Source organism: Pseudomonas sp. MWU12-3103b, from assembly GCF_023100615.1.
In the GTDB taxonomy this organism is placed as follows: Bacteria; Pseudomonadota; Gammaproteobacteria; order Pseudomonadales; family Pseudomonadaceae; genus Aquipseudomonas; species Aquipseudomonas putida_A.
In genome coordinates this window covers 1-22,470 of sequence record NZ_JALMEY010000009.1, presented here as the reverse complement: position 1 = coordinate 22,470, position 22,470 = coordinate 1, and the positions used below count along the sequence as shown (strand labels likewise).

19 protein-coding genes are annotated in these 22,470 nt (G+C 60.8%); 16 read left to right on the top strand and 3 right to left on the bottom strand.

Annotated elements, in window-relative coordinates; translation table 11 throughout:
• Nucleotides 1–101: 101 nt before the first annotated feature.
• The 16 genes from M0808_RS15185 to M0808_RS15110 all read left to right on the top strand — a co-directional run bounded on the left by M0808_RS15185 (nucleotide 102) and on the right by M0808_RS15110 (nucleotide 20,586).
• A complete protein-coding gene (locus tag M0808_RS15185) occupies nucleotides 102–548 on the top strand; it encodes a DUF411 domain-containing protein (RefSeq protein ID WP_103369533.1) in 447 nt (148 codons plus the stop codon).
• A complete protein-coding gene (locus M0808_RS15180; protein ID WP_135295720.1) occupies nucleotides 548–982 on the top strand; it encodes a YqaA family protein in 435 nt (144 codons plus the stop codon). Before M0808_RS15185 ends, M0808_RS15180 begins: the two co-directional genes overlap by 1 nt.
• Before the next feature lie 86 nt (nucleotides 983–1,068).
• A complete protein-coding gene (locus M0808_RS15175) occupies nucleotides 1,069–2,121 on the top strand; it encodes an alpha/beta hydrolase (protein WP_247841730.1) in 1,053 nt (350 codons plus the stop codon).
• Between the two features lie 13 nt (nucleotides 2,122–2,134).
• Nucleotides 2,135–3,088 carry a D-2-hydroxyacid dehydrogenase family protein gene (locus tag M0808_RS15170; protein ID WP_247841729.1) on the top strand — a complete coding sequence of 318 codons (954 nt, stop codon included), beginning with the start codon at nucleotides 2,135–2,137 and terminating at the stop codon, nucleotides 3,086–3,088.
• A gap of 595 nt (nucleotides 3,089–3,683) precedes the next feature.
• Nucleotides 3,684–5,270 (top strand): glycogen synthase GlgA, encoded by a 1,587-nt coding sequence (glgA, locus tag M0808_RS15165; RefSeq protein WP_247841728.1) that lies wholly within the window; start codon nucleotides 3,684–3,686, stop codon nucleotides 5,268–5,270.
• Nucleotides 5,271–5,288: 18 nt separating this feature from the next.
• Complete coding sequence (treZ, locus tag M0808_RS15160) at nucleotides 5,289–7,091, top strand: malto-oligosyltrehalose trehalohydrolase (RefSeq protein WP_247841727.1); 1,803 nt, start codon at nucleotides 5,289–5,291, stop codon at nucleotides 7,089–7,091.
• Complete coding sequence (gene malQ, locus M0808_RS15155; protein ID WP_247841726.1) at nucleotides 7,088–9,166, top strand: 4-alpha-glucanotransferase; 2,079 nt, start codon at nucleotides 7,088–7,090, stop codon at nucleotides 9,164–9,166. Before treZ ends, malQ begins: the two co-directional genes overlap by 4 nt.
• Nucleotides 9,163–11,931 (top strand): malto-oligosyltrehalose synthase, encoded by a 2,769-nt coding sequence (locus tag M0808_RS15150; protein ID WP_247841725.1) that lies wholly within the window; start codon nucleotides 9,163–9,165, stop codon nucleotides 11,929–11,931. Before malQ ends, M0808_RS15150 begins: the two co-directional genes overlap by 4 nt.
• 27 nt (nucleotides 11,932–11,958) lie before the next feature.
• Complete coding sequence (locus tag M0808_RS15145; protein WP_047602241.1) at nucleotides 11,959–12,294, top strand: DUF2934 domain-containing protein; 336 nt, start codon at nucleotides 11,959–11,961, stop codon at nucleotides 12,292–12,294.
• A 249-nt stretch (nucleotides 12,295–12,543) separates the two neighbouring features.
• Entirely contained in the window at nucleotides 12,544–14,703 is a 2,160-nt protein-coding gene (gene glgX, locus M0808_RS15140; protein WP_139055875.1) for a glycogen debranching protein GlgX, read from the top strand.
• Nucleotide 14,704: 1 nt separating this feature from the next.
• Nucleotides 14,705–15,703 carry an acyl-CoA dehydrogenase family protein gene (locus M0808_RS15135; RefSeq protein ID WP_247841724.1) on the top strand — a complete coding sequence of 333 codons (999 nt, stop codon included), beginning with the start codon at nucleotides 14,705–14,707 and terminating at the stop codon, nucleotides 15,701–15,703.
• A complete protein-coding gene (locus M0808_RS15130) occupies nucleotides 15,700–16,473 on the top strand; it encodes a PIG-L deacetylase family protein (RefSeq protein ID WP_225138859.1) in 774 nt (257 codons plus the stop codon). The genes M0808_RS15135 and M0808_RS15130 overlap by 4 nt, the downstream gene beginning before the upstream one ends.
• A complete protein-coding gene (locus tag M0808_RS15125; RefSeq protein ID WP_247841723.1) occupies nucleotides 16,470–17,069 on the top strand; it encodes an SAM-dependent methyltransferase in 600 nt (199 codons plus the stop codon). The genes M0808_RS15130 and M0808_RS15125 overlap by 4 nt, the downstream gene beginning before the upstream one ends.
• The gene (locus M0808_RS15120) at nucleotides 17,066–17,752 is read left to right on the top strand and encodes a glycosyltransferase (RefSeq protein WP_097089608.1); all 687 of its coding nucleotides are present in this window, start codon (nucleotides 17,066–17,068) and stop codon (nucleotides 17,750–17,752) included. The genes M0808_RS15125 and M0808_RS15120 overlap by 4 nt, the downstream gene beginning before the upstream one ends.
• Nucleotides 17,753–17,909: 157 nt before the next feature.
• Nucleotides 17,910–18,668, top strand: coding sequence for a PIG-L family deacetylase (locus M0808_RS15115; protein WP_027612047.1), 759 nt, complete (start codon nucleotides 17,910–17,912; stop codon nucleotides 18,666–18,668).
• A gap of 184 nt (nucleotides 18,669–18,852) precedes the next feature.
• Nucleotides 18,853–20,586, top strand: coding sequence for a M60 family metallopeptidase (locus M0808_RS15110; RefSeq protein ID WP_247841722.1), 1,734 nt, complete (start codon nucleotides 18,853–18,855; stop codon nucleotides 20,584–20,586).
• A 513-nt stretch (nucleotides 20,587–21,099) separates the two neighbouring features.
• Here the strand turns inward: M0808_RS15110 and M0808_RS15105 are convergent.
• The 3 genes from M0808_RS15105 to M0808_RS15095 form a co-directional block, all read right to left on the bottom strand.
• Nucleotides 21,100–21,459, bottom strand: a complete 360-nt coding sequence (locus tag M0808_RS15105) for a DUF6124 family protein (protein ID WP_247841721.1) — start codon at nucleotides 21,457–21,459, stop codon at nucleotides 21,100–21,102.
• Nucleotides 21,460–21,600: 141 nt separating this feature from the next.
• Complete coding sequence (locus tag M0808_RS15100; RefSeq protein ID WP_135295709.1) at nucleotides 21,601–21,972, bottom strand: hypothetical protein; 372 nt, start codon at nucleotides 21,970–21,972, stop codon at nucleotides 21,601–21,603.
• Between the two features lie 210 nt (nucleotides 21,973–22,182).
• Nucleotides 22,183–22,470: hypothetical protein (locus M0808_RS15095; protein ID WP_247841720.1), on the bottom strand; the 288-nt coding region annotated here is incomplete at its 5' end.

The following is a 22,470-nucleotide window of genomic DNA, read 5'->3' as shown; positions in this document are numbered from 1 at the left end:
AGCCTGCCTTGTATCAACTTGAAACACTCCGTTGATGCCCGGCAGGATAATCCGGTCAAAATACTTTCCTTTTTGACCGTCATCCTTGTCGAGAGCCCACCATGCGAACCTCCCTGCGACTGGCCGCCCTCAGCGCCCTGCTCCTGTCCTCCCTGGCCCAGGCCGCCGAGCTGATCCCGATCGAAGTGCACCGCGACGCCAATTGCGGCTGCTGCAAGAAATGGATCAGTCACCTCGAAGCCAACGGCTTCAAAGTCGAAGACCATGTCGAAAGCGACATGAGCAGCTTCAAGCAGCAACACGGCGTGCCACCGCGCCTGGGCTCGTGCCATACCGCGCTGATCAACGGCAAGTTCGTTGAAGGCCATGTGCCGGCGGAACAAGTGCTGGCCCTGAGCAAGCGTGACGATCTGCTGGGTATCGCCGCGCCGGGCATGCCCATGGGGTCACCGGGCATGGAAATGGACGGCATGAGCGATGCCTATCAAGTGATCGGCCTGAAAAAGGACGGCACGGATGTGGTGGTGGCGGACTACCCGGCCCACTGATGGCTGCCGGTTACGTCGGGCTGTTCGCGGCGGCGTTCGGCGCTGCGACGCTGTTGCCGCTGCAATCCGAAGCGCTGCTGGTCGGGCTGATCGCCAGCGACCGTTACTGGCTCTGGGGCCTGCTGGGCGTGGCGACGTTGGGCAACGTCCTCGGTTCGCTGGTCAACTGGTGGCTGGGGCGCGGCCTCGAACGCTTTCAGGATCGACGCTGGTTCCCCGTCAGCCCGAACCACATGGCCACTGCGCGCAAACACTACGAGCGCTATGGTCACTGGTCGCTGCTACTGAGTTGGCTGCCGGTGATCGGCGATCCACTGACCCTGATCGCCGGCGTCATGCGCGAGCCGCTCGGGCGCTTTCTGCTGATCGTCACCTTGGCCAAAGGCGCGCGTTACGCCGTGGTGGCGATGATCACCCTCGGCTGGCTCGGTTGAACATTCCGGTCACGATGTTGCCTGTGGTTAACATCGCCCTAATCCGGGCGTTCCAGCATCGGCCGATTTCCATGGAGTTTGCCCTTATGTCCGTCACGCTATCCCGCTGGCTGCCCGGCCTGTTCCTCAGCGCTGCGCTGCCGCTGTTCGCCCACGCTGCAGCGCCCACTGAAACTGCACCCGCCGATGGCCAGACCTATGGCCCGGAGCTGCAAGGTTTCCAATACCCCTACACGCTCAAACACTTTGCCTTCCAGTCCCAGGGTAAATCCCTGCAGATGGGCTACATGGACGTCGCCGCCCACGGCAAGGCCAACGGGCGCACCGTGGTGCTGATGCACGGCAAGAACTTTTGCGCCGCCACCTGGGACAGTTCAATCAAGGCCTTGAGCGAGGCCGGTTACCGGGTCGTCGCGCCGGACCAGATCGGCTTCTGCACCTCCAGCAAACCCGATCACTACCAGTACAGCTTCCAGCAACTGGCGACCAACACCCAACAGCTGCTCAAGGCCCTCGGCATTCAGAAAGCCACCCTGCTCGGCCATTCCACCGGCGGCATGCTCGCCACTCGCTACGCGCTGCTGTTCCCGGATCAGGTCGAACAACTGGCGCTGGTCAACCCGATCGGTCTGGAGGACTGGAAAGCCCTCGGCGTGCCGTATCGCACCGTTGACCAGTGGTATCAGCGCGAGCTGAAAGTCACCGCCCAAGGCATTCGCGACTACGAGCGCAACACCTATTATGACGGCCGCTGGAAACCCGAATTCGACCGCTGGGTCGACATGCTCGCCGGCCTGAGCAACGGCCCGGGCAAAACCCAGGTGGCGTGGAACTCGGCACTGATCTACGACATGATCTTCACCCAGCCGGTGTACTACGAGTTCAAGGACCTGAAGATGCCGACCCTGCTGTTGATCGGCACGTCCGACACCACGGCCATCGGCAAAGATCTCGCGTCACCCGAGGTCAAGGCGAAAATCGGCCACTATGAGGTGCTCGGCAAGCAGGTCGCCAAGCTGATTCCACAGTCGACGCTGGTGGAATTCCCCGGCATGGGCCACGCGCCGCAGATGGAAGAACCGGCGAAATTTCACCAGGCCCTGCTCGGCTGGCTGAACAACACCAATCCCGTTCGTTGATGAGGTAAGGCTGATGGCGGTGCAGATTGCAGTGATCGATGACTGGCAGGACGTGGCACGGGACGTGGTCGACTGGTCGGTGCTCGACAGCATTGGCGAAGTGACGTTTGTGCATGACTACCCGGCGGACAACGCCACACTGGCCGCACGTCTGGGCCAGTACCAGGTGATCTGCGTGATGCGCGAGCGCACGCGTTTCGATCAGGACCTGCTGCAGCGCCTGCCCAATCTCAAGCTGCTGGTCACCGGTGGCATGCGCAACGCGGCGCTGGACATGCCGGCGGCCGCCGGGCTCGGGATCAAGGTCTGCGGCACCGACAGCTATAAACACGCGGCGCCGGAACTGACCTGGGCGCTGATCATGGCCGCCACGCGCAATCTGCTGAACGAAGCCAACTCCCTGCGCGCCGGTGGCTGGCAGCAAGGGCTGGGCGGTGATTTGCACGGCAAGACCCTGGGCATTCTCGGTCTGGGCAGCATCGGCCAGAAGGTCGCGCAATTCGGTCAGGTGTTCGGCATGCGCGTGATTGCCTGGAGCGAAAACCTCACCGCCGAGCGCGCGCAGCAGGCCGGCGTGACCTACGTCAGCAAGCAGCAATTGTTCGAACAGGCCGATGTGCTGTCTGTGCATCTGGTGCTCAGCGAGCGCAGTCGCGGGCTGGTGGACGCACAGGCGCTGGACTGGATGAAACCCACCGCGCTGCTGGTCAACACCGCCCGCGGGCCGATCGTCGATGAAGCGGCGCTGATCAAGGCGTTGCAGAAACAGAAGATCGCCGGCGCGGCGCTGGATGTATTCGATCAGGAGCCGCTGCCTGAACTGCACCCGTTCCGCACATTGGACAATGTGCTGGCCACGCCACATGTGGGGTATGTAAGCCGACAGAACTATGCGCAGTTCTTTGCGCAGATGATCGAGGATATTCAAGGCTGGGCCGCCGGGAGCCCGCTACGCCTGTTGAATTGATCGCAACGTTTCGATTGCGCTGAATCAACTGACGCCTTCGCGAGCAAGCCCGCTCCCACATTGGAAATGTGTCGTACCCGAATCAACTGTGGGAGCGAGCTTGCTCGCGAAGGGGCCTGAATAGACAACACATCAACAAACTGCCCGCACCACAACAGTGCGCCCTCCCTTTGCACTAGCACAAAATCGTGACCAACCAGTCACCGTTTTAGCCCTCTCCCTCAAAAAAACCTGCCCTTCGTCGGTGCGTTCCTGCTTGAACACCACGGATTTCGCTGCCTGCAAACCGATTGTCGAACAATTTACCCGTTTGCTCTCGCCCGCTCTAGGATCTGGCCTAGACTGACTTTCGCGGATTAAAACCGGCCAGTCACAAACCCGAAAAATTGTCGAAACTTTTGCAGATGGCGGCGGGTCATCTGAAAGGCAGGGTCAACGCGACTGGTGCAATCCTTGCAACGGCCCCTTCACCCATTCTGCTTGCACGTGTTGGGTAGCGTTTGCTCACCGATGCGTGGCGCGTTTGCGCCCGGCCACAGGATTTGGCCACAGCTTGTTCGATACAAGAATCAGATCAACGACACGGGAGATTCATATGATCAGTGCGGCATTGGATATTCAGGGAGAGCGTGCTCAGCAGGCGGTTGGTGAATCGAGCACGGTGAGTCTTCCCGGCAGCCGGTCGATCAACGTCCCGGGCACTAAAACGCTGACGCCGGTCGCCAGCCAGAATCCCAACAAGAAGAAAGTATTGTTCGTCACCTCGGAAATCGCCGACCTGGTGAAGACCGGCGGTCTGGGCGACGTCTCCGCCGCCCTGCCCCGCGCCATGGCGCACCTGCACGATGTGCGAGTGTTGATCCCCGGTTACCCGCAGGTGATGCACAGCGAGAACCCGATCCACATCATCGGCGAACTCGGCGGCCATGCCGCATTGCCTCCGTGCAAGATCGGGCGTATGGACATGCCGGACGGGCTGGTGATCTACGTGCTGATCTGCCCCGAGCTGTATGAGCGTGAAGGCTCGCCGTACGGTGCCAACAACGGTCGCGACTGGCCGGACAACCATATTCGTTTCGCCCGCCTGGGCCTGGCCGCTGCCGACATCGCCGCCAACCTCGCACAAATTCACTGGTGCCCGGATCTGGTGCACGCCCACGACTGGCCCGCTGGCCTGGCCCCTGCCTATATGCACTGGCGCGGGCAGCGCACGCCAACCCTGTTCACCATTCACAACCTCGCCTATCAAGGTGTGACCAGCCTCGGCTCGTGCCCGGAGCTCGGCATTCCGACCCACGCCCTGCAACAGGAAGGCATGGAGTTCTACGGCAAGATGTCGTTCCTCAAGGCCGGCATGGCCTATTCGAGCCACATCACCACGGTCAGCGCCACCTACGCGCAGGAAATCACCACCCCGGATTTCGGCTGCGGTCTCGACGGTTTTCTCGCCGCCAAGACCCAGCAAGGCTTGCTCAGCGGCATCCCCAACGGCATCGATGAGAGCTGGGACGCGGCCACTGATCCACACCTGTTCGCGCCGTTCGCCATCGGCGACTGGGAAGGCAAAGCGATCAATGCCGCCCATGTGCGTGAACTGTTTGGCTTGAACGATTCCAGCGGCCCGCTGTTCGCCGTGGTCTCGCGTCTGGTTTATCAGAAAGGTCTGGACCTGACTGAAGCGGTGTCCGAATACATCGTGCAGAACGGCGGCCAGATCGCAATCATCGGCCGTGGCGAGCCGGAAGAAGAACAGGCCATGCGTGAACTGGCGCTGCGCTTTCCCGGGCAGATCGGCGTGCGCATCGGCTTCAATGAGACCGATGCCCGGCGCATGTTTGCCGGCAGCGATTTCCTGCTGATGCCGTCGCGTTATGAACCTTGCGGCCTGAGCCAGATGTACGCCCAGCGCTTCGGCTCTTTGCCCGTGGCACGCAATACCGGCGGCCTGGCCGACACCATCGAAAACGGTGTCACCGGTTTCCTCTTCGACGAATCCACTGTCGAGAGCTACCGCGTAGCCCTGAGCCGCGCGTTCAAGGTATTCGCCTTCCCCGACCTGCTCAACGCCATGCGCTGCAGAGCGATGGCCGCGCCGTTCAACTGGTGCAAAGCGGTCGAACCCTACGCCGAACTCTACGAACAACTGGTCGCCAAGGCGCTGGGTAAAGCCGGCCACAAATAACTCAGGGAGCTTTTCACAATGCCGTTACGGACCCAAGAAAACTGGCCCCACGGCGCGATCATGCAGGACGCCGAACACACTCAGTTTGCGCTGTGGGCACCGGATGCGTTTTACGTCAGTGTCGAACTTGAAGACGGCCAGTCCTTGCCGATGTTACCGCAGGCCGATGGCTGGTTCGTGATCAAGACCCGGTGCCTGGCGGGCACCCGCTACCGCTTCAACATCGATGGTGAACTGGAGGTGCCCGACCCGGCCTCCCGCGCCCAGGACGGCGACCTTGACCGCCACAGTGTGGTGGTCGATCCGCTGGCCTATGACTGGCGCCACACCACCTGGCACGGCCGGCCTTGGAGCGAAGCGGTGATCTACGAGCTGCACGTCGGCGCGCTCGGCGGCTTTGCCGAAGTCGAGCAGCATCTGGCGCGTCTGGTCGAGCTGGGCATTACCGCCATCGAACTGATGCCCCTGGCGCAGTTTCCCGGCACACGCAACTGGGGCTACGACGGCGTGCTGCCATTCGCCCCGCAAGCCTCCTATGGCACCCCGGAACAACTCAAACACCTGATCGACAGCGCCCACGGCCATGGGCTGGCGGTGATTCTCGACGTGGTCTACAACCACTTCGGCCCCGACGGCAATTACCTCGGGCGCTACGCCAAAGGCTTTTTCCGCGAAGACAAGCACACGCCCTGGGGCGCGGCGATCGACTTCCGCCGCCGTGAGGTGCGGGACTTCTTCATTGAAAACGCACTGATGTGGGTGCTCGAATACCGCTTCGACGGGCTGCGCCTGGACGCGGTGCACGCCATCGAAAGCCCGGATTTCCTGCCTGAACTGGCGCAGCGTATTCGTCAGCAGATCGATCCAAGCCGCCACGTCTGGCTGACCGTCGAAAACGAGCTCAACCAGTCGAGCCTGCTTGAAGAGGATTACGACGCGCAGTGGAACGACGACGGCCACAACGCCCTGCACGTGCTGCTGACCGGCGAAACCGACGCCTACTACGCTGACTATGCGCTGCAACCCACCGAACAACTGGTGCGCTGCCTAAGCCAGGGCTTCGTTTTTCAAGGCCACATCACCCGCCACGGCGAACCGCGCGGCGAGCCCAGCGAACACCTGCCCTCCACCGCTTTCATCCTGTTCCTGCAGAACCACGACCAGATCGGCAACCGCGCCTTCGGCGAACGTCTGCATCAACTGGCCGATCCACGCGCCGTGCAGGCCGCCACCGTGCTGTTATTGCTGTCGCCGATGATTCCACTGATGTTCATGGGCGATGAGTACGCCGCCGAGCAACCGTTTCTGTTTTTCACCAGTCACCACGGTGAACTGGCGGATCTGGTGCGCGAAGGTCGGCGCAATGAATTCGCCGGGTTCAGCGCCTTCGCCGATCCGCACAAACGCGAAAAAATTCCCGATCCGAATGCCGAGCAGACCTTCCACGCCTCGCAGCCGCGCCTGGTCGGCAGCGGCAGCGCGAAACAGCAGGAAAGCCTCGCGCTGTACCGGCAACTGCTGCAATTGCGCCACCGCTACATCATTCCCAATCTATCCGGCACCCAAGCGCTTGGGGCGCACATGCTCGGCTTCGGTGCGGTCAGTGCACGCTGGCGCCTGGGCGATGGCAGTGAGCTGCGAATTGACCTGAACCTCAGCGATACGCCAGTGGTCAACCCTGCACAGACCGACGCCGTGTGGCTGTTTCAACAGCCGCCCGCCGTTGCCCTGTCGGAACCGGGCGTACTGCCCGCGTATTGCGCGCTTGTCAGCCTCACGGCCGCAACCCCCTTGCAACCTCTGGATGGAGAGCGCCTATGAGCGATGCGCAACTGGAAATACTCGCAAGCCGCGCCGGCCTCGCCGTCGACTGGATCGACGCCAACGGCCGCCCGCAGAAAGTCGCCCCGGCGGTGCTGCGCAATGTTCTCACCGGCCTGGGTCATCCAGCCAATACCGCGCAGGAAATCGACGCCAGCCTGCTGCAACTGCAACAGGTGCAACAGGATCGCCACCTGCCGCCGCTGTTGACCGCAGATGTCGGGGTCAGCGTTGATCTGGCCCGCTATTTCGAGCCTGAAACGCCTTGCGAAATCCACCTTGAAGACGGTTCACGCCTTAACCTCAAGCTCGATGCTGAAGCCAGACTGCCAGGGTTGATCCCGGTCGGCTATCAACAGGTGCACATCGCCGATCAGTATTTCACCCTCGCCGTGGCCCCCGAACGCTGCTTCAGCGTCGGCGATGCGGTAGACAACCCGATCCCTCGCGTCTGGGGGTTGAGCGCGCAGTTGTACAGTCTGCGCCGCCCCGGCGATTGCGGCTTTGGCGACACACAGGCGCTGGAAGAACTGGCGCGGGTGGCCGGCGAGCGCGGTGCCGATGCGCTGGCAATCAGTCCGTTGCATGCGATGTTCAGCGCCGACACCGGACGCTACAGCCCCTATTCGCCGTCCAGCCGCCTGTTTCTCAACGCCTTGTATGCCGCACCGGGCGCCATCCTTGGCGAACGCGCGCTGCGTGATGCGATCGACGCCAGCGGTCTGGCCGAGCAATTCCGGCAACTGGAAGACTTGAAACTGATCGACTGGCCCACCGCCGCCGACGCCAAACAGAAATTGCTGCAAGCCTTGTACGACGGCTTCGTCGCGGGCGAGCATCCGTTGCATCCGGACTTCGCCAGTTTCCGCCATGCCGGTGGCGAAGCCCTGGAAAACCACTGCCGTTTCGAAGCCATTCAGGAAATGCGCGCCGCCCGTGGCGAAAGCCTCGACTGGCGCGAATGGCCGGAACACTGGCATGACCCGCGCGGCGCCGCCCTCGAAGCCTTTGCCGAGGAATACGCCGAACGCATCAGTTACTTCGCCTTTTGCCAGTGGTTGATCCACCGCTGCCTGGAGCGCGCGCAAACGGCTGCGCGCAGCGCCGGCATGGGCATCGGCCTGATCGCTGACCTTGCGGTCGGTGCCGACGGCGCCGGCAGCCAGGCCTGGAGCTTTCAGGACGAACTGCTCGCCTCGCTCACCGTTGGCGCGCCGCCAGACATTCTCAATCGCTCCGGTCAGGGCTGGGGGATTTCCGCGTTTTCCCCCGAAGGTCTGATCCGCAACGGCTTTCGTGCGTTCATCGACATGCTGCGCGCCAACTTCGCCCACGCTGGCGGGCTGCGCATCGACCATGTCATGGGCCTGCAACGCCTGTGGGTGATCCCCAACGGCGCGGCCCCGGCCGATGGCGCTTATCTGTATTACCCGTTTGACGATCTGCTGCGCCTGCTGACCCTGGAGTCCCATCGGCATCAGGCGATCGTCCTCGGCGAAGACCTCGGCACCGTGCCCGACGGTCTGCGGGAAAAACTCAGTGCGCGGGCGATTCTTGGCATGCGCGTGCTGCTGTTCGAACAGGACAACACGTATTTCAAACCGATCCTCGACTGGCCGGACAACGCGCTGGCGACCACCAGCACCCACGATCTGCCGACGCTCAACGGTTGGTGGCATGGCCGCGATATCGACTGGAATGCGCGTCTGGAATTTGTCGACGCCAATGGTGAAATCGAATGGCGCCGCCATCGCCAGCGCGAGCGCGAAGGCCTGCGCGGGGCCTTGAGTCAGGACCCGCAAAATTTTCGCGAAGAGTCCCACGAAGCCGATCAAGTGGTCGATGCCAGCGTGCGTTTCCTCGGCCACACCCGTGCACCGCTGGTGTTGCTGCCGCTGGAAGATGCGCTGGGCATCGACGAGCAGGCCAACCTGCCGGGCACCATCGACAGCCACCCGAACTGGTCGCGACGCCTGCCCGGCAACAGCGAAGCCTTGCTTGATGGCGCCGATGCCGCGCGCCGCCTGGAACTGCTGGCCTGCGCCCGCCTGCAAGCTGCCGAGCGTGACCAATGAACCAGACACTCATCCAACCCCTGCGCGCCACCCTGCGCCTGCAATTTCACAAGGGCTTCACTCTGGAACAGGCGGTGCCGCTGGTGCCGTACTTTGCCCGCCTCGGCATCAGCCACATCTATGCCTCACCGCTGCTCGCGGCCCGCGCCGGCTCGATGCACGGCTACGACGTGGTCGACCCGACCCAGGTCAATCCGGAACTCGGCGGCGAACCGGCGCTGCGGCGTCTGGTCAGCACCCTGCGCGAACACGGCATGGGCCTGATCCTCGACATCGTCTCCAATCACATGGCGGTCGGTGGCGGTGACAACCCGTGGTGGCTCGATCTGCTGGAGTGGGGACGCCTGAGTCCCTATGGCGAGTTCTTCGACATCCAGTGGCACTCGCCGGACCCGTTGATGGAAGGCCAGTTGCTGTTGCCGTTTCTCGGCAGCGATTACGGCGTCGCGCTGCAGGAAGGCACGCTGAAACTGCGCTTCGATGCGCAGCAAGGTCGCTTCCACGTCGAGCATTACGAGCACCACTTCCCGATCTGCCCGAATGACTACGGCGAACTGCTCAAACCGGTCGAAGCGCTGCAATACTTGGCCGATCGTTTCACTACCCTCAGCTACCAGACTGACGCCCATGCGCTGGCGATGCCGCTCAAGGCTGAACTGAAAGAGCTGGCAGCCGATCCGCAGATCCTCGCCGCGATCGAGGAAAGTCTCGCGCATTACGACTCCACGACAGCAGAAGGCTTCGACAAGCTGCATCAGTTGCTCGAACGTCAAAGCTACCGCTTGGCCAGTTGGCGCACCGCAGCAGACGACATCAACTGGCGGCGCTTTTTCGACATCAACGAGCTCGGTGGCCTGCGTGTCGAACGCCCGGCGGTATTCGAAGCGACTCACGGCAAGATCTTTCAGTTGATCGCTGAAGGCCTGGTCGACGGCTTGCGCATCGACCACATCGACGGTCTCGCCGACCCGCGTGGCTATTGCCGCAAACTGCGGCGGCGCCTCGACTTGCTTGCGCCGGATCGGCACTTGCCGATCTATGTCGAGAAGATTCTCGGTGCCGGCGAAACCCTGCGTACCGATTGGGCGGTGGATGGCAGCACCGGTTACGAGTTCATGAATCAGCTGTCGTTGCTGCAACACGACCCCGATGGCGAACACGTCCTCGGCGACCTCTGGCAGCGGCGCACCGAGCGTCCGGCGGCGTTCATTGAAGAAGCGCAACTGGCACGCCAGCAGATCCTCAACGGCTCGCTGGCCAGTGACTTCGAAAGCGTCGCCCAGGCGCTGCTGCAAGTGGCCCGGGATGACCTGATGACCCGCGACCTGACTCTCGGCGCAATTCGCCGGGTGTTGCAGGCGCTGATCGTGCATTTCCCGGTGTATCGCACTTACATCAATGCGCTGGGTCGCGCGGCTCAGGATGAACAGTTCTTCCAGCAGGCCATGGACGGCGCGCGGCAGACGCTGGGCGAAGGCGACTGGCCGGTGCTTGACTGTGTGGCGGCCTGGCTCGGTGGCACGCCCTGGCGGCAAAAGCCGCGCGGGCGCTCGCGCAAGATCCTCAAGCACGCCTGCGTGCGTTTCCAGCAACTGACGTCGCCGGCAGCGGCCAAAGCCGTGGAAGACACCGCGTTGTATCGCTCGGCGGTGCTGCTGTCGCGCAATGACGTAGGCTACAACACCGAGCAGTTCAGCGCACCGGTCAGCGACTTCCATGCGGTCAATCAGCAGCGCCTGGATGCGTTTCCCGACAATTTGCTGGCCACTGCGACCCACGACCACAAACGTGGCGAAGACACCCGGGCGCGGCTGGCGATACTCAGCGAACGCAGTCACTGGTACGCCGAGCAGGTCGAGTTGTGGCGCGCCCTCGCCCGGCCGCTGCGCGACGATGATCAAGTGCCGTCGTCCGGCGATGAACTGATCCTGTATCAGGCGTTGCTCGGCAGTTGGCCGCTGCAATTGCGTGATGACGATCAGGCAGGTTTCAGCGACTACGCCGAGCGCATCTGGCAGTGGCAACAGAAAGCCCTGCGTGAAGCCAAGTTGCAAAGCAGCTGGAGCGCGCCGAACGAGGCCTACGAAAACGCTGCGCAGACGTTCACCCAACGCCTGCTCACCGGTGCAGAAGGCGAGCTGCTGCGCGCCGCGCTGAGCAAGACCGTCAACAGCATCGCGGCAGCCGGCGCCCTCAACAGTCTGGCGCAAACCTTGCTGCGCATGACCGTGCCGGGGGTACCGGATCTGTATCAGGGCAACGAGTTCTGGGACTTCAGCCTGGTCGATCCGGACAACCGCCGGCCGGTGGATTACGCCGCGCGCGCGCAAGCTCTGGACGGACACGCGCCGCTCCCGGAGCTGCTGGCGAACTGGCGTGACGGGCGCATCAAGCAAGCGTTGATCGGGCAGGTGCTGAACCTGCGCGCCGAACACGTCGAGCTGTTTCGCCGGGGCACGTATCAGGCCTTGGAGGTGCTGGGCGAGCAGGCGCACAACGTGCTCGCATTCGCCCGTGAGCACGAGGGCCGCTACGCCATCGTGATCGTACCGATCCGCTGCGCGACGTTGCTGGAAAACAGTGCCGTGCCACAGGTGGATGCGCTGCGCTGGGGCGATACACGGGTGGTTTTACCGTTCGCCGCCTCTGACACAAACCTGAAGGGACTTTTTCACAGCAGCGCAGTCACAAAAAACAGGGAGCTGAACGTCAGCGCCGCGCTGGGGGATTTCCCGGTCAATCTGTTTACCCAACTCTTTACGTAACGACGAGTTCAGTTCAGGAGCATTGCGATGAGTACCGACGATAAACGCATCCGCGAGTTTGCCTATCAGATCTGGGAATCGGAGGGCAAACCTGAAGGTCATGAAGCGCGTCATTGGGAAATGGCGCGCAAACTGGCCGAAGCCGAGGCCCTCGCGCCGAAGAAGTCGCCAAAGGCTGCGGGCAGCAAAACTGCCGGCAAGACTGCGACCGGCAAAGCCACCGAAAGCAAGACCCCGGCGGCCAAGCCCAAGGCGCCTGCGGACGCCAAAGCCAAGCCTTCCAGCGCCGCCAAAGTGATTCCACCGGGCGAAAAAGCCGCCGAGAAAAAGCCGCGCGCCCCACGCAAGCCCCCGGCCAACTGACACACCCGGATTATTGAACTGAATGACCGTGTGGCGAGTTCGCTCGCCACATAGGGACAACTCGTCCTCAAGAAACCTCAAACACCCCCTGTCAGGGACAGATGTCTGTGGTGAGGGGATTTATCCCCGATCGGCTGCGAAGCAGTCGCAGGGCCGCTGCGCGACCCATCGGGGATAAATCCCCTCACCACAGATTCTGTTCCCACAGTTGATCCGTTATTCGAACCAACCCGTTTTGCAGGAGCAATCATGTCCAGTCCAAAAAAAGCCGAGCCCGCAGCGCACGCTGAACCTTCGAGAATCCGTGAAGGCCTGCCCTTCCCGCTCGGTGCGACCTGGGATGGTCTGGGGGTTAACTTTGCACTGTTTTCCGCCAATGCCACCAAGGTTGAACTGTGCATTTTCGACGATGCCGGCGAAGTCGAACTCGAACGCATCGAACTGCCGGAATACACCGACGAGATCTATCACGGCTATCTGCCCGACGCCCATCCGGGGCTGATCTACGGCTACCGCGTGTATGGCCCGTATGACCCGGCGAACGGCCATCGCTTCAACCACAACAAACTGCTGATCGATCCGTACGCCAAACAACTGGTCGGCGAGTTGAAATGGTCCGAGGCGCTGTTCGGCTACACCATCGGCCACCCCGACGCCGACCTCAGTTTCGATGAACGCGACAGCGCGCCGTTTGTGCCCAAGTGCAAGGTCATCGACCCGGCGCATACCTGGGGCAACGACCACCGCGTCAGCGTGCCGTGGGACAAAACCATCATCTATGAAACCCACGTACGCGGCATCAGCATGCGTCACCCATCGGTGCCGGAGAACGTGCGCGGTACCTTTGCCGGTCTGATGGTCGACGACGTGCTCGAACACATCCGCAAACTCGGCGTGTCGAGTGTGGAATTGCTGCCGATCCATGCCTTCGTCAACGACCAGCATTTGCTGCACAAGGGCATGACCAACTACTGGGGCTACAACAGCATCGCCTTCTTCGCCCCGGACCCGCGCTACCTGGCCAGCGGCAAGATCGCCGAGTTCAAGGAGATGGTCGCGCACCTGCACGAGGCCAATCTGGAAGTGATCCTCGACGTGGTCTACAACCACACCGCCGAGGGCAACGAACAAGGTCCGACCCTGTCGATGCGCGGCATCGACAACGCCTCGTATTACCGGCTGATGCCGGACGACAAGCGCTACTACATCAACGATTCCGGCACCGGCAACACCCTCGACCTCAGTCACCCGTGCGTGCTGCAGATGGTCACCGACTCGCTGCGTTATTGGGCCAGCGAGATGCACGTCGACGGTTTCCGCTTCGATCTGGCGACGATTCTCGGGCGCTATCACGACGGTTTCGACGAGCGCCACAGCTTCCTCGTCGCCTGCCGTCAGGACCCGGTGCTGCGTCAGGTGAAAATGATCGCCGAGCCTTGGGACTGTGGCCCCGGTGGCTATCAGGTCGGCCACTTTCCGCCGGGCTGGGTCGAGTGGAACGACAAATTCCGCGACACCGTGCGCGCGTTCTGGAAAGGCGACGACGGCCAGGTTGCAGACTTCGCCAGCCGCATGACCGCGTCCGGCGAGATGTTCAACCAGCGCGGACGGCGGCCTTACTCGTCGGTGAATTTCATCACCGCCCACGACGGTTTCACCCTCAACGATCTGGTGTCGTACAACGACAAGCACAACGAAGCCAACGACGAGAACAACCAGGACGGCAGCAACAACAACCTGTCGTGGAACCACGGCGTCGAAGGCCCGACAGACGACCCGGAGATCAATGCGCTGCGCCACCGGCAGATGCGCAACTTCTTCGCCACGCTGCTGCTGTCGCAGGGCACACCGATGATCGTTGCCGGCGACGAATTTGCCCGCACCCAGGACGGCAACAACAACGCCTATTGTCAGGACAGCGAGATTGGCTGGGTCAACTGGGACCTGAGCGAGGACGGCAAGGCGCTGCTCAAATTCGTCAAACGCCTGATCAAGTTGCGTATGGCTTATCCGATCCTGCGTCGCGGGCGCTTCCTGGTCGGCGAATACAACGAGGACATCGGCGTCAAGGACGTCACCTGGCTCGCGCCGGACGGCACCGAGATGACCACCGAGCACTGGCATGACGCGCACAACCGCTGCCTGGGCATGCTGCTCGACGGTCGCGCGCAGGAAACCGGGATCCGCCGCAAAGGTGCCGATGCGACGTTGCTGCTGGTGGTCAACGCCCACCACGACATCGTCAACTTCAGCCTGCCGGAAGTGCCGGAAGGCAGTTTCTGGACCTGCATGATCGACACCAATCAGCCATCGATTCGCGGTCAGGAACGCTTCGAGTTCGGCCATGAGTATTCGGTCACCGGCCGTTCGCTGCTGCTGTTCGAACTGCAACGCGAAGAAGAAGACTGATATGGACCTGCACAGCTATCTGGCGCGCCGCCCGCCCGACTATCACGACACCGCCGCACTCGGCCATTGCCTGCGGGCGCTGGTCGAGGCCGGTCTGGATCAGTTGCCGTTACCGGGCAGCGGCCGCACGCTGGAGCGCTTTCAGCGTCTGGCCGAAGTCGGCGGACACGATCTGGGCTTGTGCAAACTCTACGAAGGCCACACCGACGCATTGGCGATCATCGAACAGCTCGGTGGCTCGCCCACACCGGGCAGCACTTGGGGCATGTGGGCGGCTGAACCACCGCAGGCTCGGGTGCAGGTGCGACCGGCCGGGCACATGGTGCGCCTCGACGGGCGCAAGGCCTGGTGTTCCGGAGCGGCGGTGCTCAGCCATGCGCTGCTCACCGCGTGGGATGCCGAAGACCATCAGCAACTGGTCGCGGTGGCGCTGGACCAACCGGGCGTGACCATCACCGATCAGGGCTGGCAAGCGGTCGGCATGGGTGCCACCGGCAGCGTCGAAGTGTTGTTCGACGGCGCTGAAGCCCAGGCCATCGGCGAACCCGGCGACTACCTGAATCGTCCGGGGTTCTGGCAAGGCGGGATCGGCATCGCCGCGTGCTGGTACGGCGCGGCTCGGCAGATCGCCGAGGCGCTGCGTAAACACTGCGCGCAACGTCAGGAGCCGCACGCCCTCGCCCACCTCGGCACGGTCGATACGGCGCTGTACGCAGCCGCCAATGTCCTGCGTTTCAGTGCGCTGCACATCGATACGCATCCCGAAGCCGATGCCGAACTGTTAGCCCGACGTGCCCGCGCCGTGGTCGAGCAATCGGCTGAGCAAGTGATGCGCGAGACCGGTCGGGCGCTGGGCGCGGGGCCGTTCTGCAAGGACCGGCACTTCGCCCGGCTGATCGCTGATCTGCCGGTGTTCCTGCGCCAGAGCCATGCCGAGCGTGATCTGGCGGCCCTTGGCCAAGCGCTGGCTGAACACCCCGAGGAGGCCTGGACGCTATGAATGTCGCCAATAAACCCGATCCGATCATCGGCCACCAAGGCACTTCGCTGCTGCAATGGCAACATTCGCGGCACCTGGCGGCGCTGGACAGCGTCGATGTCCTCAGCCTGGTGCCACCGGGCGCGCGGGCGGTGATTGTCGCCCCGCACCCGGACGACGAAGTGCTCGGTTGCGGCGGGATGTTGCAGTTGCTGGCCGCCGCCGGGCGTCAGTTGCAACTGATCTCGGTCACCGATGGCAGCGCCAGTCATCCCGGCTCGGAGCGCTGGCCAGTCGAACGCCTGAGCGTGGTGCGGCCGCAGGAATCGGCCGAAGCCCTGCGCCGCCTCGGCGTGCCGTTGCACCGGATGAAATGGCTGCGCGGCGGTTTCAGTGATAGCCAGGTCGCCGCAGATGAGCCGTCTCTGGTCGCGTTCATCGAACGCCACCTGCGCCCCGGCGACGTGGTGTTCAGCACTTGGTGCGAGGACGGCCACTGCGATCACGAAGCCGCCGGGCGCGCCAGTATCGAAGCCGCGCGGCGGGTTGGTGCCACCTGCCACGAATTGCCGGTATGGACCTGGCACTGGGCCTCACCCGAAGACGCCTCGGTGCCATGGCAGCGCGCGCGCAAAATTCTGTTGTCCGCCGAGCAAGTGGCGCGCAAACGCCACGCAGTACACGCATTCGCCAGCCAACTGGAAGGCGACCCGCAAGCCGGCCTGCAACCGGTATTGGCGCCGTACGTGCTGGATCGTCTGCTGCAACCGTTCGAAGTGGTGTTCCTATGAGCGTCGATGATCGTTACTTCGACGGATTGTTCAGCGCTAACGATGATCCCTGGGCCTTCCGCGAGCGCTGGTACGAACAGCGCAAACGCGCGATCACCCTCGCCGCCCTGCCTCGCGCGCATTATCGGGCGATCTTCGAACCCGGTTGCGCCAATGGCGAACTCAGCGCCGAGCTCGCCGGGCGCTGCGACCGCCTGCTGTGTTGCGACACCGCCAGTGCCGCGGTGAATCTGGCGCGTACCCGATTGAGCCTGTTTGACCACGCCGAAGTGCGCCAAAGTCGCCTGCCCGGTGACTGGCCGGAGGAAAAATTCGACCTGATTGTATTTAGCGAAATCGGCTACTACCTCGATGCCCAGGATCTGACAGAAGTGATCCGCCGCATCAGTGAATCGCTGACGGCTGACGGCCAGTTGCTGGCCTGCCACTGGCGCCCGCCCATCGATGGCTGCCCGCTCAACGCGCGGCAGGTACATGACCTGATTCACGAGCAATTACCGCTACCGCGTCTGGCGCTGCATCAGGAGTCCGACTTTATCCTTGAAGTCTGGAGCCGTGAGCCGCGCTCGGTGGCCGCATTGGAGGGCCTGCGATGATCGGCATTCTGATTCCCGCGCACAACGAGCAAGACCTGCTGGAGCAGTGCCTGACGGCCGCCGTGCGCGCCAGTAAACACGGGCTGCTGGCCGGCGAGCCGGTCGAAGTGCTGGTGGTGCTAGACAGCTGCACCGATCGCTCGGCGCAGATCGTCAGCGGCTTTCCGGTACTGAGTCTGCACATCGACGCGCGTAACGTTGGCCAGGCCCGAGCCGCTGGCGCGCAGGTGTTGCTGGAGCGTGGCGCGCGCTGGATCTCCTGCACCGACGCCGACAGCCGTGTGGCCGAGGACTGGCTGGTGGCACAGTTGGGGCTGGGTGCGGACGCGGTGTGCGGCACGGTGACCGTTGAACATTGGGATCCGACATTCGACGAAAGCGCGCAAATCCGCTATCACAGCCACTATCAGGCGCGGGACGGGCATCGCCATATCCACGGCGCCAATCTCGGGGTCAGTGCCGATGCTTATCGCTGGGCCGGGGGGTTCGCCCCCTTGACCTGTGATGAGGACGTGCAACTGGTGCGGCAACTGGAATTGCTCGGTGCCGACATCGCCTGGAGCCATCGCCCGCAAGTGCACACCAGCGCCCGTCTGGACAGCCGTGCCCGGGGCGGATTCGGGGACTACCTGCGAAAATTGGTACAGTTAGACATAAAAAAAGCGGATCAGATTGATCTGTGACGCGACGAACCGGTTTTCATGAGCAATACTCTGCTGCGCGGCAATCCAGGGTTCGGAGCGTCGCACAGCAATCCATTCGCCTTCACGGGTCGAGCGCACCTGCCTTTGCACGGTGCAGATTCGGCTGAGGGCCTGACTCGACAAGGACGTAGCACCCATGAAACCGTTATTCCTCAACGAAAACCCGCCGCCGGTACAGATCTGGAACAGTTCCCCGCAGCTGGACAACATCCCCGTCATCAACACCCATAGCCTCGTTCCCCCCGGTGCTCGCGCCGTCGTCGTCGCCCCGCATCCGGGTGATGAAGTGGTGACCTGTGGCGGGCTCCTGCAATTGCTCTCCAGCCTCGGTCATCCGCTGCAACTGCTGTCGATCACTGACGGCAGCGCCAGCCATCCCGGCTCGCGACAGTGGTCGGAAAAACGCCTGAGCGTGTTCCGTCCGCAAGAGAGCGTCGAAGCCCTGCGTCGGCTCGGCCTGCCGATGCACAGTCTGAAATGGGTGCGCGGCGGGTTCACCGACAACGCGCTGCTCGAGCGCGAGACGGAAATCAGCAGTTTCATCTCACGTTATCTGCGCCCCGGCGACGTGGTGTTCAGCACCTGGCGCAACGACGGCAACGACGACCACGAAGCGGTCGGACGTGCCAGTGCCAACGCGGCGGCGCAAGCCGGAGCCACCTATCACGACGTGGCGGTCTGGGCCTGGCACTGGCCGGAGCGCGAGCAGAGCCTGATCCCCTGGGATCGTGCACGCAAACTGCGCCTCGACACCTGGACCGTGGCGCGCAAAAGCCACGCCACCCACGCCTATGCCAGCCAGCTCAAGGGCGAACCGGCGATCGGCATCGCGCCGATGCTGCCGCCGGTGATCCTGGAACGGATGCGCCTGCCCTACGAAATTGTCTTTATCTAAACACACTCACTTCTGCCCGCTCTATGTGGGAGCTGCCGAAGGGCTGCGATCTTTTAATCTTCACGTTCTCCTTAATTGCCACTCGTCGGAAACCCTAGTGCACCTGTCAGATCTGACAGGTGCGCAAACTCTCATTTAGTGCGCTCATTACTCCTGAATATTGCCTTTGCGCAGGAGCTTATCCATGACCACGTCAACAACGTCCGTCAACAACATCCTCGACATTCCCCATCAATTTTCCGCACCCTCCTGGGATGAAGTACAAACAATCGCCAGAAGCACAACCAGTACGAAGACTCAATATTTTTCCTTCGTAGTGCATGAAGTTTTTCATGCAGTTAACGCTATTTCGATTTCAGGGTTCGAAGCAAGAGAGATTAACGGAAAGTTTATTGACAAGTCCACATGGCGCATACATTCGGTATCTAATGAGCTTCAATCAAACCCCGCCAGCAACTTACTGGATGGAAATCCAGAAACAGTATGGCATACAGAGGAAATAGCTCCTGCCGGGCACTATGTCGTCATAGACATGGGAAAAAGTTATGAAATCGGTTCAATTTGCTATATCCCTCGACAAGCGCTAAAAAGCAGCGTAAACGGTCGAATTAAAAAATACTCATTATCAATTTACACTGAAACATCAGAATGGGTATCTGTAAAGTCCGGCACATTTAATCCGGGCAGATCGCCACAAGACATAGTACTATCGGAAGGCAATGAGCGAGGCGATTTCATATTCATATCAAGAAAACACTCACACATCGACGACATGTCTGACAAAGGATTTTCAATGACACGTGCGGATTTCGAGTGTACAGGCTTATATTGTATTTCAAATCAGCAGTTTTATATTTATCTTGAAAATGACGTTCCTGCCGGGGTTACCCTTGAGTTGTTAGTAGGTGCTATGCACCTAGGTGAGAACCCTGCCCCTTCACGATTCCCAATAAAACAGGGCGCAAACACGATAACTCCGGATCGCGACGGATTACTATTTTTTTCTGTGATTCATCCAGATAATAAATACATTATTCCAGTTTCCTTCAGAAACGTATTAACCGCCCCCTACTACGTATTGGGTAACACAACAAAGGAGCAATGGGTGTCGATGCTCAAGAATGCAGCGATGATTACCTCTGCTCAATTATTCAGCGGTAAAGCGATGATTGCCGTTAGTGTTTCAAAGGCAATGGAATATATGGAGGAAGATATTGACCAACTGCTCAACGAATACAATAGAATCATCGACAAAGCAGATGAAGCTTGCGGAATAAATGAGACAAACCATTCCGACGGAGGGATACATTTACCAAGCGACTCCTACTACCAATTCAATCAAAGCAGTTCAGATCACGTGTATATGGCGGCTGCAAATTATAGCCTGCTATTTCATAGAGACGTTGTTCAAGTGCTCTTATCGCCAAAAGTACTGACAGCAGAAGGTGGCTGGGGGGCGTGGCACGAACTGGGTCATGTTTATCAATTGCCGAGAATGAATGGATATCATACGGTAGAATCTACATGCAATATAATCTCACTCGCCGTTGAGGAAATGTATGGAATTACACCGAACTGGATTGATCGTTATGATGGTAGGACGCAGGCTAAAGAATGGCTAAAGGGGACGAACAAAAATTTTGAAACAGCGGGAAACTTGGTCTCAATGGTCATGTATAACGAATTGACGGAACTTTTTGGCGCTAATTTTTACCCTTCGGTCTATCAAGAATATAGACGCTTATTGAAAGATCCATCATTCATTGAGGATACGGCATTACCTGAATCGCGAAATGATATATTCGCTATCATGGCATCTAAATGCGCCAAAAAAAACTTGATCAGCCATTTCGATTCCTGGGGCTTCATGCTGCAGGAAAAAACAAAAGTCAAGATTCGCGCCCTTGGCTATCCGTAACTTTTAATTCGACAAGTTCAGGACAGAGTCCACGTATTACCGGTCTCAACCGCAGCGCTGCTGGATGTGATGCCCATTGCCAGTGACTTCGCCAACCTCTTGCCAGCGTCGCAGCGCCGGACGCTGTTGGGGCTTGCGCAACTGATCATGCTGGGGAGTTGGCGGTGAATCGGGTGCTGGATAATTTGCAGGTGCCGGACTGACACCAAGTCCCTGTGGCGAGGGTATTTAGCGAAACGTCGCACCGCCCTGATCGGCTGCGCAGCAGTCTTAAATACTGAGTACGAGACAATTCCGAACATTCGCGGTGGCTGGTTTTGGAGCTGCTGCGCAGCCCATCGGGGATAAACCCCCTCACCACAAATACGCAGGAATAAGGGGACAGATTTATTTAATGACAATCGCAAGCTGGCTCACAACTACAAGGGATCTTTGCCGGGCACTTAACCAGTGACCAACGCAGATCCACTGTGGGAACGGGCTTGCTCACGAAGAAGCCAGAACTGTCAGCAACTATTCCTTGGGCACAACATTATCCAGCACCTGATTCACTGCCAACTCCCCCAGCATCACCACCTGCGCAATACCCAGCACTGTGTTGCGACTCGGCCCCTCCAGCGTCCCGGCGAAATCGCCGAGCATGACCGTGGCCGAGGCCAGGGATTCGCAGGCGTTGGCCAGCAGGGATTCGGTGTCGGTTTGTGGGTTGACCAGGAACATGCTGCTGGGGGTGTACGGCGTTGCCATGATGTTCGCGGGCACGAGGTAATGGTCGAGGGCGCGTTCGGCGGCTTCGTGGAGTTTTCTGGAGTTGAGGGATTCGTAGGGTGATAGCGGGTCTGTGATTGGCGGATTGGGCTTGGTTTCGGACATCAGCTGGAACTCCGATCGGGGCACTTTGGAAGAATCACTTCCTGTAGGAGCTGCCGAAGGCTGCGATCTTTTGATGTTGCTTTTAAAAAACAAAATCAAAAGATCGCAGCCTTCGGCAGCTCCTACAGGGGGACCGGGCAGTTAGTTCGGCACGCGGCGGCCATCGAGTACCCGGTTGACCATCAGTTCACTGAGCATGATCACCTGATGCAGCATCAGCATGGCCCGGCGCTGTGGGTGGTCGACGACGTCGCCAATATCGCGGGCCATGTCGCTGGCGGCGGCTAACGATTCGCAGGCTTCGACGAGCAAGGTTTCTTCGTCCACGGTGGGGTCGATGAGGAAGATTCTGTTCGCCTTGCATGACGAGGTTGAAGGGATCGAGATCTTCAGGGCGCCGGGGTTGAGGTAGAAGTTGATGGCGCGGTCGGTTGCCGCTTTTATCTTCTGCGGGTCGAGGGCTGGGTCGTACGGGATTGAGGTGTCTGGGGGGTTGGGTGTGGCTTTGAACATGGATGAAACTCCGTATCGAGAAATAGGAGCCATCACCCTCGCTACCAAACGATGGGTGGCGGCCATGCGCGGGTTGGTAGACCGGTCGATACGGAACCCGGCGCTCACGAATGAGCCCCACGCATGTCCACCATATAAAGCTGAGCCGCAAAAAAGAGGCTGCATAAGGTGACGCCATACGACCGTACCGAAATGGGCTACCAAACCCGATCACTGTTTTCCAGCGACAGGGAAACGATAAGCCCAACGCATAGCCGTGTAAGCCGGCGGATTCTGGCGTACGCGTAGGTAACGGCGCAAGGCGTTGTAGCCGTTATGGCGTAACGGTTCGTGTATTTTAAACGTGGTTGCCGGGGTACGTTTATGTGCGGGTATGCTCTGTTGTTTTGATGTTGTCTGGCAGATCGCATTCACGAGCAAGCCCTGCAGGCACTCCCCGCGACGGGCACAGAAGGCGCCAAGGGATGCCGGGAAGCGTATTTTTATCCGTCGGGCCAT

Excerpts from the sequence above, each read along its gene's own strand:
- M0808_RS15175 (WP_247841730.1), top strand. The coding sequence starts at position 1,069 with ATGTCCGTCACGCTATCCCGCTGGCTGCCCGGCCTGTTCCTCAGCGCT.
- M0808_RS15145 (WP_047602241.1), top strand. The coding sequence starts at position 11,959 with ATGAGTACCGACGATAAACGCATCCGCGAGTTTGCCTATCAGATCTGG.
- M0808_RS15100 (WP_135295709.1), bottom strand. The coding sequence starts at position 21,972 with ATGTTCAAAGCCACACCCAACCCCCCAGACACCTCAATCCCGTACGAC.
- M0808_RS15125 (WP_247841723.1), top strand. The coding sequence starts at position 16,470 with ATGAGCGTCGATGATCGTTACTTCGACGGATTGTTCAGCGCTAACGAT.
- M0808_RS15150 (WP_247841725.1), top strand. The coding sequence starts at position 9,163 with ATGAACCAGACACTCATCCAACCCCTGCGCGCCACCCTGCGCCTGCAA.
- glgA (WP_247841728.1), top strand. The coding sequence starts at position 3,684 with ATGATCAGTGCGGCATTGGATATTCAGGGAGAGCGTGCTCAGCAGGCG.
- treZ (WP_247841727.1), top strand. The coding sequence starts at position 5,289 with ATGCCGTTACGGACCCAAGAAAACTGGCCCCACGGCGCGATCATGCAG.
- M0808_RS15115 (WP_027612047.1), top strand. The coding sequence starts at position 17,910 with ATGAAACCGTTATTCCTCAACGAAAACCCGCCGCCGGTACAGATCTGG.
- M0808_RS15180 (WP_135295720.1), top strand. The coding sequence starts at position 548 with ATGGCTGCCGGTTACGTCGGGCTGTTCGCGGCGGCGTTCGGCGCTGCG.
- M0808_RS15105 (WP_247841721.1), bottom strand. The coding sequence starts at position 21,459 with ATGTCCGAAACCAAGCCCAATCCGCCAATCACAGACCCGCTATCACCC.
- M0808_RS15120 (WP_097089608.1), top strand. The coding sequence starts at position 17,066 with ATGATCGGCATTCTGATTCCCGCGCACAACGAGCAAGACCTGCTGGAG.
- M0808_RS15170 (WP_247841729.1), top strand. The coding sequence starts at position 2,135 with ATGGCGGTGCAGATTGCAGTGATCGATGACTGGCAGGACGTGGCACGG.
- M0808_RS15185 (WP_103369533.1), top strand. The coding sequence starts at position 102 with ATGCGAACCTCCCTGCGACTGGCCGCCCTCAGCGCCCTGCTCCTGTCC.
- M0808_RS15135 (WP_247841724.1), top strand. The coding sequence starts at position 14,705 with ATGGACCTGCACAGCTATCTGGCGCGCCGCCCGCCCGACTATCACGAC.
- malQ (WP_247841726.1), top strand. The coding sequence starts at position 7,088 with ATGAGCGATGCGCAACTGGAAATACTCGCAAGCCGCGCCGGCCTCGCC.
- glgX (WP_139055875.1), top strand. The coding sequence starts at position 12,544 with ATGTCCAGTCCAAAAAAAGCCGAGCCCGCAGCGCACGCTGAACCTTCG.
- M0808_RS15130 (WP_225138859.1), top strand. The coding sequence starts at position 15,700 with ATGAATGTCGCCAATAAACCCGATCCGATCATCGGCCACCAAGGCACT.
- M0808_RS15110 (WP_247841722.1), top strand. The coding sequence starts at position 18,853 with ATGACCACGTCAACAACGTCCGTCAACAACATCCTCGACATTCCCCAT.